The organism is Fimbriimonadaceae bacterium, assembly GCA_023957775.1.
Classification (GTDB): domain Bacteria; phylum Armatimonadota; class Fimbriimonadia; order Fimbriimonadales; family Fimbriimonadaceae; genus JAMLGR01.
In genome coordinates this window covers 202,640-220,611 of record JAMLGR010000001.1, presented here as the reverse complement: position 1 = coordinate 220,611, position 17,972 = coordinate 202,640, and the positions used below count along the sequence as shown (strand labels likewise).

The following is a 17,972-nucleotide window of genomic DNA, read 5'->3' as shown; positions in this document are numbered from 1 at the left end:
AAGGTGCGACGCCCGCTCGACGGGCGTGTCCGACCAGGCCTACTCGAAGGGGAGGTCCACCGGAGGTTTGGGGCGATCCACGGGCTGTCTGCGGCCCTTCGTGCCCTTGGGGACGTGCATGCTGGCCTCGGCGATCGAGGAGAGGTGGACGAGAACGGCCACCCCGACTCCGAGTAGGACCAGCACCGGAACGTCGGCTCCGCTGCGACCCATCAACATGCCGGGCAGGTTGCTGAAGGCGCGGTGGCCGGCGGCATCGGTGACCGTGAGCGCGGGGACCCACCCGAAAATCCACAGTGCCAGCATCGTGATTCCCAGACCGACGCGGTTCGTGACCATCTGGCCAAGGCCGGGGATCAAGACCGAGAGCAGCACGGCGACCTTCGCGCTGGCGACGCTGTCCGGAGCTCCCTCGGAGAGGCCGCTGCGGAGCTGCTCCTCCACCGTCAACGCTCCGGAGAGGCGCAGCGCGAGGTTCGCGTGCTTGCGTTCCAGGCCGATGTTCCCAGGGGACGCTTTGATGGCGCGCGCGTAGACCGCGATCGCCTGTTTCGTCTGCCCGCGTTCGGAGAGATCGTCTCCGAGCGCCTCGAGGACGGCGGGAGCGTGGGGGGCCACCGCCTCCGCCGCTTTGAACAGGGAAGTGGCCTCCTCCTTCTGGCCCCTTCTTTTGGCGACCATGGCACGTCGCACAAGATCCTCCGCCTCCGCGAGTTTCACCGGATCTTGCTCCGTTTCCGCCTCTTCAGATTCGGGTTCGTCGGGGTTCGGGGCGGAGGCGGCTTCCTGGGCGCCGAGCGCCTCTTTGAGCCTCTGCATCTCGGCCTCGAGTTGGCGGAGGCGCTCGGCCGGGTCGAGACCGGGCTCTAGACCCCCAGACTCGGGTCGCGTGGCATCATCTTCCATAGCGTCTCCAGGTCATAAAACTGTCGCTGCTCGTCGCGCATCACATGGAGGATGACGTCTCCGTAGTCTTGGAGAACCCACCCGCTGTTGTCTCCCTCGATGCGGAGCGGAGGCTCTTGGTGTTCCTTCTTCATGCGTTCCGCCACCCGCTCGGCGATCGAAGCGACGTGCCGGTCGCTCGTGCCGCTGCAAACGATGAACGTATCGGCCACCGACGTCTTCTCGTGGACATCCAACGTTTCGATCTGCTCACCCTTCATGTCTTCGACGAAATGGATGATGGATTTGGTTTTTTCTGCTGAGGTCATGGTGTTGATCTGGATCGCTTAGAAAGATCTAATCTCGATAAAGCTTGTGTTGTGCGATATACCTCGCAACGGCGGGATCGAGGTCGAGCGTGGGCTTTCCGGTGGCGATCAGGCGCCGGATGTCGGTGCTCGCGGCCGTGTTCGCAGCCAGCGTGACGAAGTCGATCTTGGAGTGGAACTCGGGATCGACGCGTGCAAGGACGTCCCCGCCCGTGAGAGGCGGGCGCATCGCGACGGCGAGGCGGCAAAGTTGCAGCAGGCGCTTGGGCTGCTTCCAGGTCGAAAGCTCGCGAACGGCGTCTGCCCCCACGAGGAACCAGTACTCGGCGGGTTGGGCGTGCATGAGCTCCGACAAGGTGTCCACCGCGTAGCTCGCTCCTCCCCGGGAGATCTCGAGGTCGCTGGCCGCCATCCCCTCGCACTTGCCGACGAGCAATCCGACCATCTCGAGGCGTTGCCGGGCCGGTGTTTGCTTGCGCCCCGCTTTGGCCGGATTCCGGTTGGCAGGCATCCAAAGGACCTCGTCGAGCTCCAACTGGTCCCGGGCCGCCATCGCGAAGGCGAGGTGCCCGGCGTGCGGAGGGTCGAACGTGCCGCCAAAGACGCCGATCCTCATCGCGTGTCCTCGGTGAACGCGAACTCGAAGTCGCCCACGCGAACAGTGTCGCCGTCCTCGGCGCCGGCATCCCGCAGCCGCCCGATCACCCCGATCCGCTGCAGCCGGCGGTGCAGGTAGCGCAAGGACTCGTCGTTGTCGAGCTTGGTCATTGCCACGAGTCGCTCGATGCGCTTGCCGACCACGGCGTATCCGTCGCCGCGAACCTCCACGTCCCAAGCCTCGTCGTCGTCGTTCGCGCCAGACGGGACCAGAACGGGGATGTTCGCCGGTTCCACGGATTCGTTGAGCAACCGCAGAACCTCGAAGAGCATCGGCTCCACGCCTTGCCCGGTGACCGCGGAGATCGGATAGACGTCCATGGCTTTTTCCCGCAGCGCATGGACAAGCTCGTCGACCGCGTCGGGGGGTAGGAGATCGATCTTGTTGAGCGCGACGATCCGAGTGCGTTCGAACAGATCCTTCGAGTACAGCTCGAGCTCGTGCTCGATCAGGTCGAAGTTCTCGAGGGGGTCGGTGCCGTCGATCGGATACGCGTCGACCACGTGCACGAGGACGCGCGTCCGTTCGACGTGCTTGAGAAACTGGTGGCCGAGCCCGTGGCCCTCGGAGGCGCCTTCGATCAGTCCAGGCATGTCCGCCACCACGAAGGTCTCGTCGCCGACGGAGACGACCCCGAGATTGGGCACGATGGTCGTAAACGGGTAGTCCGCGATCTTCGGCTTGGCCGCGCTGATCTGCGCGATCAGGGTGCTCTTGCCGGCGTTGGGCAGCCCGATCAGGCCGACGTCGGCCAGCAGTTTGAGCTCGAGACGCGCCACCACTTCCGCGCCCGGCGCGCCGTTTTGGGAAATGGTCGGCGCCTGACGGACGCTGGAGGTGTAGTGGAGGTTTCCGTACCCGCCTTTGCCACCCTTGGCGACCACGAAACGCATCCCGTCGGCGCTGAGGTCGGCCATCAGCTCGCCGGTCTCCTCGTTCGTGACGAGGGTGCCGACCGGCACGTGGATCTCGATGTCTTGGGCGTCCCGACCGGTCTTGTTGCCGCGCGCGGGCTCCCCGTCGTCGGCCCGAAAACGCCGCTTGAGCTTGAAGTCGTAAAGGGTGCGCTTCGCCCGATCCGCGATCAGCACCACATTGCCGCCGCGCCCGCCATCGGATCCGTTCGGCCCGCCGTAGGGCACGAACTTCTCACGATGAAAGGTCGCCGCTCCCGAGCCGCCTCGTCCCGAGACGAACTCCACCACGACCTCGTCGAGAAACATGAACTTCCAGTGTACCGGGAAGGGAAGGAGCCGTCCTTTGAATCCGAATCGATGCCCTTGACACGGATAGTAGACATGTGTATACTAGTGCTTGTTGGGGCCCGTCGGGGGCCCGGGAGATAGCCGTGGAACAAGTGCAGCAACCCTGGTTGGAAAGTCACCCCGTGGGCGCCGAGGCCTGTGCGGCCGCTTCGCGCGAACGAACGCTGTCGGTGTGGTGGGTTCCCATCGTGCTCGTCCTCTGCGTCTGGATGGCCGTCCAAAACAACGCGTTGGCCGAGCAGGTCGATCGGGAAGTCGCGGCGCAGACTTTTGCTTCCCGCTAGGCCCAAACCTTGCATGGTAGGGGAACTTGGAGGCCACGCCGGCCTTCTAACGGATACCCCTCGATGGTGCACTGGAAGGAACTTGTCGGAATTGGACCCGTCGATTTGCGGATCGCGGCGTTGGGGCCTGAGCCCGAGGTGGGACCCCTCTTGCAGATGTTCCGCGAAGGCGCGAGGTACGAGGGTCTGTCCTTGCATCTCGAGCACATCGAGGTTCCGAAGAACGAGTTTCGCGAGGCGCTAGGGCACCTGGCCTCAATCGGCGTGCGCGGCGTCAGCGTTTCGGGAGCTCTGAAGGTCGACGCCGCCATGGTCGCCGAACGGTTCTTTGTCTCCACTCAGGCTTTGGGCGTCGCGAACACGCTCCTGCTTGAGAACGGGATTTGGGCTCAGAACACCGAGGTGGCCGCGATCACCGAATTGATGCGGGATTTCGAAGCGGGTACGGCCTTGATCCTCGGAGCGGGCCCTGGTGCGCGCTCGGTCGTGGGTGCCCTGATGCAGACGGGTTGGAAGGTCCGCCTCTGGAACCGGAACGCCGTTCGGGCAAGGCCGCTTTTGACGATGATGCAGCGTTACGGGCAGGTGGAACTCATGCCGACGCCGGACCCCGCCGGTTGTCGCCTGATCGTGAATGCCACGCCTTTGGGCTCCAAGCCCGGCGAGCAGCCGCCGCTGGAGTGGGCCCACGTCGCCCGCGGGGCGACGGTTCTCGATCTCGTCTATCGGCGGGTGGCGACGGAGTTCCTCCGCCACGCCCGGATGCGGGGTCTCCGTGCGATCGACGGACGTCAGTTGCTCGCGGAGCAAGCCGCGATTTCGTTCGAGTGGTGGGTGGGGCATCCCGTCGCTCGGGAACCCATGCGCGAGGCGCTCGGGCTGCGGGCGGTCAGCCCCACCTTGCCAAACTAGTATTTGGCGGTTGCATCGCTGGCCGGGAACGAGTCTTCCAGGCGCTTGTCCAGCTTTTCTTCTCGCTTGGTCTTCCGGCAACTCTGCTTCCAGATGCCGAGCGCGCTCAGCGCGCCGAACAGGAAGAGCGAGAGGCCGGCAAACTTCAGGACTTTGTTTTCGGGGTTCATGGCCTTGTTAGCGTCGTGCTTTTTCGAGCTTCGCGCTCCACTCGTCGACCTTCTTCTCGGCCTCTTCCTGCGCCCAACCATAGTGCTCTTGCAGCTTCCCCACAAGCCGATCGCGCTTCCCGCCGATGATGTCGAGCTCGTCGTCGGTCAGCTTGCCCCAGGCCTCTTTGATTCGGCCGTTGAGTTGCTTCCAGTTGCCTTCGATCGTGTTCCAGTTCATTGAATGACCTCCTTGGTCGAGCCGCCGAGGGCCCGTGGTCCTTTCGGACGGGGAGCGGACGACCCGCGTTCCGATTCCTACGGGATCTTTGCAACTGCGGCTACTCGTCGTCGGCTTCGCCAGGCCGCATCCCCGGCACCAATGCGACGACGATCCTCTTCGCGACGAGATCGACGCTTTTGACGAAGGCCTTGACGGCGGGGATTTGGATCTGGCCCACGACCAGGACGTCCTGGGCGGGATAGCGCTCGACGGCGTCGAGGGGGCCAAGCTCTTCTCCCTCTTCGGTCACGACCAGCAGACCGATGAGGTCACGGGTGAGATACTCGTCCTCTTCCAGTTCAGGAGGCTGCTGCTCGGCTTCGAGGTAACGCCACTTCAAGGGCTCCGCGTCGTCGATCGAAATGATGCCGTCGAGGCGGAGAATCGGGCGCCCCTTGTGCCAGCGACAGGCCGCGATCGACGTCCACTGTTCGCCCACGCGCACGCGTGTACCGGGCGCAAATCGGGATGGGAAGTCGGTGAGGGGCTCGACTTTGAGTTCGCCGCGGAGGCCGAAGGCTCCGACAATCTGGCCGATGCGAACGAGCGGTTGCGGCATCAGCGGGTGGGGCGCTACTCCGTGACGATTTTCACGAACGCCTTCTCGCGCTCTTTGGCGGCGACGGCGCTCACGACGCAACGGATGGCGGAAACCACGCGCCCGTTCTTTCCGATGACCTTTCCGAAGTCGTCGGGAGACGTGTGGACGAAGAAGGTGCGCGTGCCCCGATCCTCTTGCTCTTCGATCTCCACGGAATCGGGCTGCTCGACCACGGACTTGACCAGGTGCTCGACGAGACGGGTGTAGCTCATTCGGATTTCTCTTCTTCCACGGGCGCTTCGGCCTCGGGTGTGGGCTCGGCTTCGGCTTCGGCCGCGGGCGGCTCGGGGGCGGCCTCTGCGACGGGCTCCGCGGCCTCGACCGGCTCGGCGACTTCAGGCGCGGGCTCGGCCACGGCCGGCTCCTCGACCTTGGCCTCGACGGGCGCCGGGGCCGCAGGCTCCTTCTTGGCCTCGGGTTCGATGGCGGATTTCACGGTCATGGCCGCGGTGCGCTTGTCGAGGAACGAGTAGTCCTTCTTGGCCTGGGGCCGCTGCTCGAAGAACCGGTCCAAAACGCCGATGCGGTTGAGGAGGAATGCGGTGGTCTCGGTCGGCTGGGCGCCGCTGAGCAGCCAATGCAGCGCTCGCTCCTCGTTGATCTCGACGTGGGTGGGCTTTCGAACGGGGTCGTAGGTGCCCAGGGTCTCCACGAACCGGCCGTTGCGGGCCGCGGTGCTCGGGGTGACCACCACACGGTAGAACGGCCGCGCCTTCGTGCCAATCCGTCGCAATCTAATCTTTACCACTTCGCTGTTTCGTCTCCTATCGCCCTTGCGGGCACACGCTCGCGATGCGACATGCGTCGCGAACCGCCCATTATATCCCCAACACACTCCGCTTCGCCTGACAATTAGCGTCGGCGGCGTCCGCGCTTCATCATCCGCTGCTGCATCTTGCCAAGCTGCTTCATGTTCTTGCGCATCTCGTAGAGCTGCTTGATCAGGGAGTTGACCTCCTCGACCGTCGTTCCCGAGCCCGCCGCGATGCGCTTGCGCCGCGACCCGTTGATGACATCGGGATTGCCCCTTTCGCGGGGAGTCATGCTCAGGATGATCGCCTCGATGCGGCTCAGGTGCCCCTCGTTGAGTTGGCTGAGCGCCTCCTCGGGAATCTGCGCCCCAAGCCCGGGGATCATCTTCAGAACGTTCTGGATCGGGCCCATCTTCCGCATGGTCTTGAACTGCGAGAGCATGTCGGTGAAGTCGAGGTGGCCCGATTTGATCTTGCCCTCGAGCGCCTTCGCGTCGTCCTTGTCGAGCGCGGTCTCGGCCTTCTCGATGATGCCCAGGATGTCGCCCATTCCCAAGATCCGCTGGGCCATGCGGTCCGGGTAGAAGACGTCCAACGCGTCCACTTGCTCCCCGAGACCGATGTAGCGGACGGGCACCCCGGTGGCGGCACGGACGCTGAGCACGGCACCACCCCTCGTGTCGCCGTCGAGCTTGGTGAAGATCGCGCCGGTCACATCGACGGCCTTGTGGAACGCCTCCGCGACGTTCACCGCCTCCTGGCCTGCGGTCGCGTCGAGGACGAGCAGGACCTCTGTGGGGTTCACGGCCCGGCGGATGGCCTTCAGCTCTTCCATCAGCGGCTCGTCGATGGTGAGACGTCCGGCCGTGTCCACGATCAGCACGTCCAACATCAAGTGGCGGCATCTGGCGAGAGCGTCTTGAGCGATCTTCGCCGGCTGGGTTCCCGCGTCCCCGGCATAGACGGGCACGTCGATGGACTCGCCGAGCACTTGGAGCTGCTTCACCGCCGCAGGGCGCTGCACATCGCACGCGGCGAGCATGGCCTTCTTGCCCTCGGAGGCCATCCACTTGGCGAGCTTGGCGGCCGTCGTCGTCTTTCCCGAACCTTGAAGGCCGCACATCAGCACCACGGTCGGCGGGGAAGGGGACCATCGGAACCGCTCGGCGCTGCCCCCGAGCATCTCGGTCAACTCGTCGCGCACCAGGCGAACGATCGTTTGATCGGCGGTCAAGCTTCCGAACACGTCTTCGCCCACCGCTTTCTCGCGTACGGTGGCGACAAACTGCTTCGCCACCTGGAAGTTGACGTCCGCCTCGAGCAGGGCGACGCGGACCTCTCTCAGCATGTCGGCGACGTCGGACTCGGTCAGCCTCCCCTTCGCGCGCAATCCGCCGAGAATGCCGGACAGTCGCCGGGTAAGGGTGTCGAGCATAGAATCGCAGTTTACCGGGCTCGCGTCCAGAACCCTGAATTCGCGAAGGGGAACCGCCGATGCTTTGATTAGCGTCGAAAAAGGTGACAACGATGTCCGAGCAATCTTCTCCTTCCTGCACCTGCCGTACTCGCGATCGGGGATCGGCCACTTCCTTGATGGCCGTTCTGGCGATCGCCGGCCTCACGACCGCCGCCCTGCTCATCGCTCGCCGCGTGCGGGAATCGTCCGTGGGCCAAACCGCGGAAGACCTCCTCGCTCGGTGCGACGAGGCGGCACAGAAGCTCGACAAGCGGATGTCCAACGGCTCCGGTTTGAGCCTCGCCGGATAACCTTTCTCACCGGCGGACGCTATGCTCCTTCCCATGGGAGGACGCCAGCGCTGGTGGAGTGGCACGCTCTTCGTGTGCCTCGGTGCCTTCATCGCCACCCTCTCCTGGCACCGGTTCGACGTCGCGGACTTCTTCTGGCAGCTCCGCACAGGCCAACTCGTCGCCGAATCGGGGATTCCAGCGCGCGACACGCTGACCTTCGGCAGCCCTGGAGCACCCTGGTTCGAGCTTCGATGGCTCTACTGCTGGGGCCTCTTCGCCGTTTGCCGCGCCGGAGGCTACGCGGCCGTCACGGCCCTGCAAACGCTCGCGATCCTCGCGACCTTCGGGATCTCGGGCTGGACCGCACGAGCTTGGAGGTCGCCGCTCCTTGGGACGGCGATTCTCGGGCTCGCAGCCGTCTCCTGCAGCGATCGTTTCGTCCCACGCCCTGAAATCGCCACGTACCTCTTCGTCGCGGTCTACCTGGCGGTTATCGTTCGTTGGCGGGAAGCGGGAGGGAAGTGGCTGTGGGCGCTTCCCGCCCTACAGGTGCTTTGGACGAACGTGCATCCCCTGTCCGCTCTGGGGCCTGCGATGGTGCTGCAGCTTGCCATCGTGGAGGGGGTCCGCGCGGTTCGACTCTTGGAACGGGGTCGCATTGTGACGGTGGGTTGGGTCCTCGCGCTGACGCTGGCGGCATGCCTTATGAACCCTTACGGCATCGCGGGCGCGCTGTTCCCCTTGCGCCTGTTCGTCCAGACCCAGGGCAGTTACGCCCAAGGCGTCATCGAGGAGCTGAAGAGCCCCTTCGCCCACTCCGATGCCACATCTGTGGTCGCCTTCTTCATGCTGGGCGCGGCGGTCGTCGGCATCGGGGTGCTCGATCGCAAGCGGAAGGATCCGTTCCTGGGGCTTCTCGTGCTCACCCACGGGTTTCTCGCCTTGTCGTCGGTTCGCAACCTGCCCTTGTTCGCGCTCGTCGCGATCCCGTTCGTCCTCCTCCGTCGGTCGGAGCCCGTCACGGGCGGGAGCGTCCGGCTGAGTTGGCCGATGGCCGTGAGCCTCCTGGCTTGCTTGGCCGCAGGTGCCTGGCTCGAGGTGTCGGACATGCTCAGCCTCTGGAGGTCCGACAAGCGGGTGTTCGGCGCGGGGTTGGCTCCCAACGCCTATCCGCTGAGCTGTGCGAGGTACCTGAAGGAGTTGGGAGGGTCGGGGCTCCGCGTCTTCAACACGATGTCGGAGGGGGGCGTGTTGGAATTCCATGGGCTCACGCCGTACTTTGATCCCCGCTTGGAGGTGCATTCGGAGCAAGTCCTACGGTCCGGCTTCGCGTCGGAATCCGACCCCGTGGCGTTTCGCGCTTTGATATCGCGCACGGGGTGCCAAGCGGCCCTGGTGTCCCTGGACTCCGCCTTTGCCGAGAAGGTTGCGCCCGCCGTGGGTTGGGAACTGGTGATGTTCGACGCCGCCGGCGCGGTGTTTGCCGCCCCGGATCTCGCGGGAAGGTGGCCTCGACTCGATATCGACCGCCAACTCCAAGTCCTCCAAAGCACGATGAGACGGTGGCCTGAGGCGTCGCGGGAAGTCACCTACGAAGAAGTCGAGCAGTTTCTCAGGGCGATCGGAGAAGACCGTAGGGCCGAGAACTGGTCGGCAGGAGCGTTCTGATAATCATTATTATGTCGCATAGAATAGAGCTTGCGCGAGGTGGGGGCTTCCCTACGGTTGCGGCCCGGTCACCTTAGAGCCAGTGCGCGGTTTCCCACTCGTCCCCGCCCGACTTCCACTTTTCGTAGAGCGGCTTCGCCTGCTCGAACGTCATCGTGGGGTTCGAGTGCTTCAGGCCCTTCGCGGCCAGGATGATGTCGAACATCGACGTGTTCTGCGTCAGTCCGGCGAACGCTTCGCGCCCGGGACCGATCGCGGTGACGAGCACGTGGTCCGACGTGTGGTTGGTGCTTGTCCATGTCACCTTGGTGTGGTTGCCGAGGATCACCGCGAGCGTCGCGTTGAGGCTCCTGTAGAAGATGGACTCCTTGAAGGGAGATGCGCCCCCGCCGGCGGCGACAACGGCGTCGGCTTCGGCGGCCGTCAACTCGATGCCGAGCCACTCTTTGACCGCGTCTTGCAACTGAGTTGCTGTAAATCGCTGTGGGATCTTCGCAAAGAGCTCCCCGTAGCTGGCCCTCATGTTGTTGACCAGCAGCAGTCCCGCGGTGGAGTCGATGTACTCGGCACCGGCGCCGTTGAGTCCCGGATTGCCGTTTCCGTGGTCCGAGGTCACCACGACGAGCGTCTGCCCGTCCTTCTGGGCGAAGTCGACCGCGATCTTCACGGCCTCCTCGAACTCCATCTGGTCGTAAAGGGCCGCCGCGAGGTCGTTGGAGTGGGCCCCATGGTCGATCCGCGCCCCTTCGACCTGCAGCACGAAGCCGTCCGAGCCCGAGCTCAGGCGGTCGATCGCGATGCCCGTCATTTCCGCAAGGGTCGGGACCGTCGCGTTGAGCTGCGGGCTGTTCTGGCGGTCAACCGTGTAAGGAACGTGTCCTGAGGCAAACAAGCCAAGGAGCCGTTGGTTGGTCGACGACAAGAGTTCGCCACGGCTCCTGCACACTTCGAACCCGAGGCGGGCAAACTCACCCGTGAGATCGCGTTTGTCCTTTCGCGAGGACGCGTCGAAGAAGCGCGCCCCGCCGCCCAGAAGGACGTCGACCGCCTCGTCTGCCAGATAGCGCTCCGCGATGGCGGCTTCATCGTCCCGCGACATGCAGTTGACGGCGAAACCGGCGGGCGTCGCATGGGTGATGGTCGCCGTGCTTGCCAGACCCACGCGCACGCCCTTGTCGTGCAGGAGCTGCGCCAGGGTGGCCAGCTTTGTGCCGTCCGGGAACATGTTCACCTGGCCGTTCCAGATGTGGCGCCCGCTTCCCCACGCGCTGCTGGCGGCCGAGGAGTCGGTGACGAGCGAGTTCAGCGAGCGCGTGTCCTGGAGGCCGTTGGTCGCGAACGGCTGCTGCATCAGCCAACCCCAGTACGAGTTGCGCCCGCGGTTGGTCAGCGAGAGGTGGTCGACCATGGTGGGGACACCTGCGCTCATGCCGTCGGAAACGCAGAAGATCACGTTGCGGGCGCGCTTTGGAGATCGTGCTTGGGCTAAGGAGAGTGGCGAGAGGGCGGCCGCGCCCCACGCGGTGGCTCCTCCCAGCAGGATTTCACGCCGAGTCACTTCCCTCTTGTCCATCCCAAGAAGATACCGCCGGCGGCCGGGACGGTAAAACGGGGGGTATGAAACGTGTCCTCCCACGTCTTGCCGCAGGAGTGGCCGTCCTCGCAGCCCTCGCGCCCGTCGCGTTCTCCCAAAAGAAGGCGGTCATTCTCTCTTGGGACGGCGCCGCAGATTGGGTCGTCGATCGGCTTCTCGAAGAGGGCAAGCTCCCAAACGTCGCGCGGATGATGGGCCAGGGTGCGCACGCGGAGTCGATGATCGCGGCCTTTCCCTCCAAGACGGCCGTGGGACACGCGGCCATCTTCACCGGCACTTGGGGCGATGTCAACGGCGTGACCGGCAACAGCGTGCCTCTGCTTCCCAAGTCGGAACACACGCAGCTCGAAACGCAATCGGGGTTCAGCTCGGCCGCGTTGCTTGCCGAGCCCATCTATCTCACGGCCGCCAAGGCTGGGAAGAAGGTGGTGGTTCTGTCGGCGACGCAGAGTTACCCCGAGGACCCGTACGTCGCCGAACTGAAGGCCGCGGGTGTGCCCGCGGGGAACTACGTGTCGTTTTCAGGGTTTGAACACCCGCTGTTTCCCGGCCAGATGCTCGATGCCTCGAAGCAAGTCGTTCCGCTCGAGTCGTGGCCCTCTCTTCCGAAGGGACAGGGGCCTTACCGGGAGATCAGCCTAAAGCTCGGGGCCGAGGAGTTCTTCTTCCTGTTCTTCGACGATCCCAAAGACCCGGTTCAGGGCTACGATTCGATCTTGGTCCGGCAGCACAACCGTTCGGGTCGCAGCAATCGGGGGGAGTGCATCCTCAAACCCGTTCCCGCGAGCACAAAGCTCGACGCTTGGAGTCCAGCCTTCCACGTCGTCGAGGACGGGATGTCGGCGAACGTCTATTTCCGGCTCTTCTCGATGGCCTCCGACCTTTCTAAGGTCGAGCTTTACCAGCGGAAGACCAGCGCGCTGCAAGGCGCGGCGACGACGGAGGAGATCGAGAGCTACACCGACGTTTACGGCGGATTCCACGACGACATGTTCCGCGACTATGCCAACGGGATGTTCGGAAAGCCCCTGTGGAACGGGGGAGACGGCGAGGCGGAACGGCGGGTCGTCGAGATGGTGCGGCTGGACTGCGAGTTCCTCAAGCGGGGCACCCGTTACGCGCTCAAGCGATGGAAGCCCGACCTGCTGACCCACTACACGCCGATGACGGACAGCGCCGGCCACACGTGGATGGGGATTCTGGACCCTGACAGCCCCTCCCACAACGCGGAGTTGGCGGCCAAGATCTGGCCCTTCTACGAGCAGGTGTACATGCTGCAGGACGATTGGCTGGGCGACGTGCTCGACGCGGTCGACCGCGACACGATGGTGGCCCTTGTGAGCGACCACGGCATGGTGGGAACGGGCCGCACCTTCAACGTGAACTTCGCCCTGGAGAAAGCGGGGCTGATGGTCCGAACGATCACCAACAACGTCGAGTTGGCCCAGACGCGCGTCTTCGCGCCGCCGTACGGCGACTTCTTCGTCGTCGTGAACGGAGAGGAGCGCAAGGGCGGCATCGTTCCCGCGGGAGAACGCACGGAGCTGCTCGACCAGGCGGCCAAGGCCCTGCTGGCAGCCCGGGACCCTGCGACGCAGGAGCCCATCGTCACGCACGTTTGGACGCGCGAGGAGGCGGCGCAATGGGGTGGCGGCGGCCCGCTCGGGGGAGACCTCTACCTCGAGTTCGCGCCCGGTTACTATCCCTCGTCGCGCGTTGCGGACGTCCTGGTTCAGAAGGGCTCGGCCATCGGTGCGGGGTCGCACGGCTTTTGGCCGATGAGGCCGAAGATGAAGGCGATTCTGTACCTGTCCGGCGGCGGGGTGCCGGCGGGCACGGTCTTGGCGGGAGCCAGACAGATCGACGTCGCCCCGACGTTGGCCAAGTGGATGGGGATTCCGCCGCCGCCGAAGTCGACCGGGAGGGACCTCCTCGCGGGCGGTGCGCCCAAAGGGCCGTGAGCGTCGCCGATCACCCCCTCGTCGGCGTGTTCCTGGATGCCGGAGAGGGCTATGGCCGCCATCGGGCGAACCGCATGGCGGCGGCTTTTACGTTCTACACGCTGCTCTCGATCTCGCCGCTTCTGCTGGTCGCCATCGGCGTGGGTTCGATGTTCATGGACGAGGCGACCGTGCGCAACGCGGTCCTCGAGATGGTGAGCGAGTCGTTCGGCAAGGCCCAGTCCGACTTCCTGCACACGCTGATCGTCCAAACCGCCTCTCAGCACACGGGTCTTGCCGCGACCCTGATCAGCCTGCCCGTGATGCTTTGGGGAGCCTCCGCCATGTTCGGCCACCTGCACGAAGCGACCAATGTGATCTGGGGATCGTTCGACCGGCGTGGCGGGCTCAAGGGGTTTGCCCTTCAACGCCTCGCTGCGATCGTCATCGTGCTGCTGATGGGCGTGATCCTGGTGGCTTGGATGAGCTTGGACGCGGCGCTTGCGGTGGCCGTCTCCCATGCCAGGACGTATCTCGATCCCTCCTTCCCCTTGTACCGGGGAGTGAGCTTCCTGGCGGGGTTGGCTTTCTGGGGAGTGGTGTTCGCGCTGTTCCTGAGGGCATTGCCTGCGCCGGCCCTTCGGTTCAAGGACGTGGCGCTTGGCGCCTCGGTGGTCTCCTTTGGGTTCGGAGTGGGGCGGCACCTTGTCTCCCTCTACTTCCAGTATTCGAACTTCTCCGCCGCATACGGGGCGGCCGGCGCCGTGGTGGCCCTGCTGTTGTGGACGTACTTCTCCGCTTCCCTCTTCTTCTTCGGGGTCGAGTTGTCGCGGGCCTACGCCTACCGGCACGGGAGCCTCAGGGAGGAAGAGGAGTCGGAGTGAGGCCGCTTCGTCCCGGTAGAATCAGCCGATGCGCGCACCGTTGACCGATGGAGAAGGCCGATGCGCGTGATCATGCTCTCTTGGGAGTACCCGCCCCGAATCGTTGGGGGGATCAGTCCGCACGTCTACGAATTGTCGCAACAGCTCCAGTCCCAAGGGGTTTCCGTGCACGTCGTCACCAAGGAGACGCCGCTCGCGCCGGACGAGGAGGTGGAACCCAGCGGGGTTCATGTGCATCGGGTGCACCTCGACGAGGAGCCGAACGATTTCATCCACGAGATCCAGTTGCTCAACGCGGCGACCGAGCGGCGCGTCCGGCGGCTTCTGGAAGATTTCCGCCCCGGTGGCGAGCCGACCCTTTTCCACGCGCACGATTGGCTCTCCCTCGACAGCGCCCGCGAGTTGAAGTACGAGTACAGCCTGCCGCTGGTCGCGACGGTCCATGCGACCGAGGAGGGCCGGAACCAGGGGGTGCACAACGATACCCAGCGGTACATCCACGAGCAGGAGTACTGGCTGACCTACGAGGCTTGGCGCGTGATCGTCTGCTCCCAGTTCATGCGGGGCGAGGTGGAGCGGCTCTTCTCCTGCCCCGCGGACAAGGTCGATGTGATCTTCAACGGCGTGGACGCCTCGAAGTTCGAGTTCGAGTGGACCGAGGCCGAGCGGGCCGCGTGGCGGGCGAAGTTCGCCCTTCCCGAGGAGCGCATCGTAGTGTACGTCGGCCGATTTGTTCGCGAGAAGGGGATTCAGAACCTCCTGAACGCCGCGGGCGCCGTGCTGGCGCGCGAACCGAACACCAAATTCCTGATCGTCGGCGGCGGTCATAGAGAGCGGTTCGAGCGCTTCGTCCGCTGGTACGGGCTCAAGGAGAAGGTGCTGTTCACCGGCTTCATGGCCAACCGGTCGCTGCACCAGGTGTATCGGATCGCGGACGTCGCGGCCTTCCCTTCCCTTTACGAGCCGTTTGGGATCGTGGCTCTCGAAGGGATGGCCGCCGGCGCGCCCGTCGTGACCTCGGACGCGGGCGGGTTGAGCGAGGTCGTCCTGCACGACGAGACCGGCACGTTAAGCTACGCCAACAACTCGGAATCCCTCGCTTGGGCGATTCTCCGGGTTTTGGAGGACCCCGTGCGGGCCGCCCGTCTTGCGAAGGCGGCCAAACTGCGGCTCCAAACGGATTTCAACTGGGAGCGGATAGCAAAGCAGACTGTGGGAACCTACGAGCGTGTCTGGGCGGAGTTCCTCCAGAGCTACTGGGCGGACCAGACCCTCTGGCCCGTCACGCCGGGCGCCGAGGAGCGCGCCGCCCGGCGCAACGTGCGCGAGAAGGCGAGCACCGGGCGGGCGACCCAGCGGCCACGGCCCCCGGTCAGCATGCCCCGACCTCCTGCAACGCTGGACCACGAAGAGAACCCCCCGAACTAGGCGGGGGGTAAGGCCAAGATTTCGGGCGGCTTACTCCTCGTCGCCCGAGAGGGGGCCGAGATCCTCGACACGGACGCTCGTGAGGAAGGTGTTTTCACCGACCGTCAGGGTGACCCGGTAGTCCCCCGCAGCCAATCCCCGCCTTCCGCGCCCCGTCCAGGACACGGCGTTGAGCCCCGCGGCTCCCGTGCCGGTAAGATCCGCGACCGAGTTGCCTGCGGCATCCGAGATGTTGATCTTGACCCCCGTGGCTTCGGCCTTCAGGTAGTAGCAGATCATCGTTCCCGGCTGCGTGTTGGTGGAGACGAACAGGCGGTCGCCGTCGAAGTCTCCTCCGCGCGACGTTCGCCCCATGAGGTAGACGTCGGCGGGCTTGCACAGCACGACGTCCTTCTCCCTGGCGGCGGTCGTCAGTTGCTCGAGGGCGCCCACGGGCACGATCCAGATGCTCCGTCCGTGCGTGCCGATCACAAGATCGAGCTCGCGCGGGTGGATCACGAGGTCGTGGACGGGAACGGTCGGCAAGCCGGCGTACTTCGTCCAGTTCTCCCCTCGGTCGAGGGACACGAACAACCCGGTCTCCGTTCCCACGAACAACAGGTCGGGGTTCTGCGTGCCCTCTTTGATCACGTAGGTCGAACCCACGGCGGGCAGCGTGCCCGCAAGGCTCTTCCACGTCTTGCCGAAATCCTCGGTCACGTACACATAGGGCTTGTAGTCGTTCGAGCGGTGTCCGTCGAACGTGGCGTAGGCGCGGCCCTCTTCGAAGGCGGACGCCGTCACGCGCGAGCACCAGGTGTTCGCCGGGAGGCCCGAAATGTTGCCGACCACGTTCTCCCAGCTCACGCCGTCGTTCCGCGAGATGTGGACCAGGCCGTCATCGGTCCCCACCCACAGAAGCCCCTGCTTGGCGGGCGACTCGCTGATCGTGATGATCGTGCAGTGCCGCTCCGCTCCCGTGTCTTCGGGGCTGACGCTTCCTTCCCCGGGTTTCTGCTTCTCGGGGTCGTTCGTGGTCAGGTCGTCGCTGATCGTGTTCCAGTTGTCGCCGCGGTCCACGGACTTGAACAGCTTGTTGCCGCCCAGATAGAGCGTCTTTGCGTTGTGAGGCGAGATGATGAATGGGGTGCTCCAGTTGAAGCGGTACTCGTTGCGCTGCCCTCGCGGCCGAATCGACCGTTGGAACCCGCCACGCAGGTCGATGCGCCCGACAGCGCCGCCCTGGCTCTCGGAGTAGACCGTGGCCCAGTCCTCGGGATCGACCTGGACGTGGAACCCATCGCCACCGCCGACGTTGATCCAGTCGAAGTAAGAGACCCCGCCGCGGGAAGTTTGGGTGGGCGCTCCCCAACTGCCGTTGTCCTGCAGCCCGCCGTACACCCAGTAGGGCTTGCGCATGTCGACCGCCACGGCGTAGAACTGCCCGATGTCGGGCATGTTGAGGTGTTCCCACGTGTCCCCGCGGTCGCGCGTCTGGGCAAGGCCGCCGTCTTCGCCGATCAGCATGTGGTTGCTGTCGTTGGGGTCGATCCACATCGCGTGATGGTCCACGTGAACGCTCGTTCTCATCGTGCGGAAGAGCTCCCCGCCGTTGTCGCTGGAGTAGAGCTGGACGGCGGCGACGTACACCCGGTTTTCGTCTTGCGGGTCTTGGCGCGGAACGCTGAAGTAGAACGGGCGGGGGTTCGTGTTGGACAGCCTCGCCCACGACTCCCCCTTGTCCTTGCTCTTGTAGAAGCCGCCTCCCTCCTTGCTCTCGACCGTGGCGACCACGATCTTGGGGTCCTTGCGGAAGAAGTCGAGCCCGATGCGGCCGAGCGTATCGGTCGGAAGGCCCTTGGTGACCTTCCGCCAGCTTTCGCCACCGTCGGTCGATTTCCAGATTGCGCTTCCCGGGCCGCCGCTGATGAAGTTCCAGGGGAATCGCAGCCGCTGCCACGTGGCCGCGATGAGGGTTTTGGAGTCGGACGGGTCGATCTTGACGTCGACGACGCCCGTGTTCGAGTCCACGGAGAGCACCTTCTTCCACGACTTCCCACCGTCGGTGGTCTTGTACAGGCCCCGCTCTTCGTTCGCGCCCCAAAGTTGACCGAGGGCTCCGATGAACACCGTATCGGGGTTCCGTGGATCGATCGCGATTCGGGAGATGTGGCGCGATTCCGGGAGCCCCATCATCTTCCAGGTCTTGCCTCCGTCCTCCGATTTGAAGACGCCAGCACCCCACGACGAGGAGTTTCGGCTGGTGGGTTCGCCGGTCCCGACCCAGACCAGATCCGGGTTGGTCTGGCACACGGCAACGGCCCCGATCGAAGCAACGACCTCCTTTTCAAACACGGGTTGAAGCGTGATGCCGCCGTTCACCGTCTTCCAAAGACCACCGGATGCGGAGCCTGCGTAGAAGATGCGCGGTTCCTTCTCGTACACCGAAATGTCTGTGATCCGGCCGCCCATCGTCGTGGGTCCCAGGTTCCGCGCGGGGAGGTTCGTCAGCACCGACGACCACTTGTCGGTCCCGCCAAGCAACGGGTTGTTCTGGCCAAAGGCGGCGAGGGGGAGGAGCGCTGCGAACAGCAAGAGTCGTTTCATCACGG

The 17,972-nt window shown here is 64.9% G+C and carries 18 protein-coding genes and 1 pseudogene; 7 read left to right on the top strand and 12 right to left on the bottom strand.

The annotated features are described in order from the left end of the window. Positions 1-39 precede the first annotated feature (39 nt). Genes M9921_01055 through obgE form a run of 4 tightly spaced genes read right to left on the bottom strand, consistent with a single transcriptional unit; the run spans position 40 to position 3,095 of the window. Complete coding sequence (locus M9921_01055) at positions 40-906, bottom strand: hypothetical protein (GenBank protein MCO5295423.1); 867 nt, start codon at positions 904-906, stop codon at positions 40-42. Further along, positions 867-1,214: a ribosome silencing factor gene (gene rsfS / locus M9921_01050; GenBank protein ID MCO5295422.1), complete on the bottom strand. Its 348-nt coding sequence runs from the start codon at positions 1,212-1,214 to the stop codon at positions 867-869. The genes M9921_01055 and rsfS overlap by 40 nt, the downstream gene beginning before the upstream one ends. 28 nt (positions 1,215-1,242) lie before the next feature. After that, positions 1,243-1,830, bottom strand: coding sequence for a nicotinate-nucleotide adenylyltransferase (gene nadD / locus M9921_01045; protein ID MCO5295421.1), 588 nt, complete (start codon positions 1,828-1,830; stop codon positions 1,243-1,245). Then, positions 1,827-3,095, bottom strand: a complete 1,269-nt coding sequence (gene obgE, locus M9921_01040; protein ID MCO5295420.1) for a GTPase ObgE — start codon at positions 3,093-3,095, stop codon at positions 1,827-1,829. Before obgE ends, nadD begins: the two co-directional genes overlap by 4 nt. A gap of 125 nt (positions 3,096-3,220) precedes the next feature. On the opposite strand from obgE, the gene M9921_01035 reads away from it, so the two are divergent. Together M9921_01035 and M9921_01030 are read left to right on the top strand one after the other, a co-directional pair. Beyond that, complete coding sequence (locus M9921_01035; protein MCO5295419.1) at positions 3,221-3,421, top strand: hypothetical protein; 201 nt, start codon at positions 3,221-3,223, stop codon at positions 3,419-3,421. A gap of 63 nt (positions 3,422-3,484) precedes the next feature. Continuing rightward, on the top strand, positions 3,485-4,333 hold the full coding sequence (locus tag M9921_01030; GenBank protein MCO5295418.1) for a hypothetical protein: 849 nt from the start codon (positions 3,485-3,487) through the stop codon (positions 4,331-4,333). On the opposite strand, the gene M9921_01025 is transcribed toward M9921_01030, so the two are convergent. The 6 genes and pseudogenes from M9921_01025 to ffh form a co-directional block, all read right to left on the bottom strand. Further along, on the bottom strand, positions 4,330-4,503 hold the full coding sequence (locus M9921_01025; protein MCO5295417.1) for a hypothetical protein: 174 nt from the start codon (positions 4,501-4,503) through the stop codon (positions 4,330-4,332). The genes M9921_01030 and M9921_01025 overlap by 4 nt on opposite strands. Positions 4,504-4,510: 7 nt before the next feature. Next, complete coding sequence (locus M9921_01020; GenBank protein ID MCO5295416.1) at positions 4,511-4,723, bottom strand: CsbD family protein; 213 nt, start codon at positions 4,721-4,723, stop codon at positions 4,511-4,513. Positions 4,724-4,823: 100 nt separating this feature from the next. Then, positions 4,824-5,324 carry a ribosome maturation factor RimM gene (gene rimM, locus M9921_01015; protein ID MCO5295415.1) on the bottom strand — a complete coding sequence of 167 codons (501 nt, stop codon included), beginning with the start codon at positions 5,322-5,324 and terminating at the stop codon, positions 4,824-4,826. A 14-nt stretch (positions 5,325-5,338) separates the two neighbouring features. Further along, entirely contained in the window at positions 5,339-5,578 is a 240-nt protein-coding gene (locus M9921_01010; protein MCO5295414.1) for a KH domain-containing protein, read from the bottom strand. 266 nt (positions 5,579-5,844) lie between these two features. Next, a pseudogene (gene rpsP, locus M9921_01005) lies at positions 5,845-6,114 on the bottom strand (30S ribosomal protein S16). Between the two features lie 104 nt (positions 6,115-6,218). Continuing rightward, complete coding sequence (ffh, locus tag M9921_01000) at positions 6,219-7,553, bottom strand: signal recognition particle protein (protein MCO5295413.1); 1,335 nt, start codon at positions 7,551-7,553, stop codon at positions 6,219-6,221. Between the two features lie 158 nt (positions 7,554-7,711). Here ffh and M9921_00995 point away from each other — a divergent pair, with 158 nt between their 5' ends. Together M9921_00995 and M9921_00990 are read left to right on the top strand one after the other, a co-directional pair. Then, a complete protein-coding gene (locus M9921_00995) occupies positions 7,712-7,885 on the top strand; it encodes a hypothetical protein (protein ID MCO5295412.1) in 174 nt (57 codons plus the stop codon). A 33-nt stretch (positions 7,886-7,918) separates the two neighbouring features. Beyond that, positions 7,919-9,535 (top strand): hypothetical protein, encoded by a 1,617-nt coding sequence (locus M9921_00990; protein MCO5295411.1) that lies wholly within the window; start codon positions 7,919-7,921, stop codon positions 9,533-9,535. Between the two features lie 73 nt (positions 9,536-9,608). Here M9921_00990 and M9921_00985 read toward each other — a convergent pair whose 3' ends face one another. Further along, positions 9,609-11,108 carry an alkaline phosphatase gene (locus tag M9921_00985; protein ID MCO5295410.1) on the bottom strand — a complete coding sequence of 500 codons (1,500 nt, stop codon included), beginning with the start codon at positions 11,106-11,108 and terminating at the stop codon, positions 9,609-9,611. A 44-nt stretch (positions 11,109-11,152) separates the two neighbouring features. Between M9921_00985 and M9921_00980 the strand changes: the two genes are divergently transcribed. Genes M9921_00980 through M9921_00970 form a run of 3 tightly spaced genes read left to right on the top strand, consistent with a single transcriptional unit; the run spans position 11,153 to position 15,381 of the window. Further along, on the top strand, positions 11,153-13,090 hold the full coding sequence (locus M9921_00980; GenBank protein MCO5295409.1) for an alkaline phosphatase family protein: 1,938 nt from the start codon (positions 11,153-11,155) through the stop codon (positions 13,088-13,090). Next, positions 13,087-13,953: a YihY/virulence factor BrkB family protein gene (locus tag M9921_00975; GenBank protein ID MCO5295408.1), complete on the top strand. Its 867-nt coding sequence runs from the start codon at positions 13,087-13,089 to the stop codon at positions 13,951-13,953. Before M9921_00980 ends, M9921_00975 begins: the two co-directional genes overlap by 4 nt. 60 nt (positions 13,954-14,013) lie before the next feature. Then, positions 14,014-15,381: a glycosyltransferase family 4 protein gene (locus M9921_00970; GenBank protein ID MCO5295407.1), complete on the top strand. Its 1,368-nt coding sequence runs from the start codon at positions 14,014-14,016 to the stop codon at positions 15,379-15,381. A gap of 30 nt (positions 15,382-15,411) precedes the next feature. Here M9921_00970 and M9921_00965 read toward each other — a convergent pair whose 3' ends face one another. Next, positions 15,412-17,967 (bottom strand): hypothetical protein, encoded by a 2,556-nt coding sequence (locus tag M9921_00965; protein ID MCO5295406.1) that lies wholly within the window; start codon positions 17,965-17,967, stop codon positions 15,412-15,414. Between the last annotated feature and the right edge of the window lie 5 nt (positions 17,968-17,972).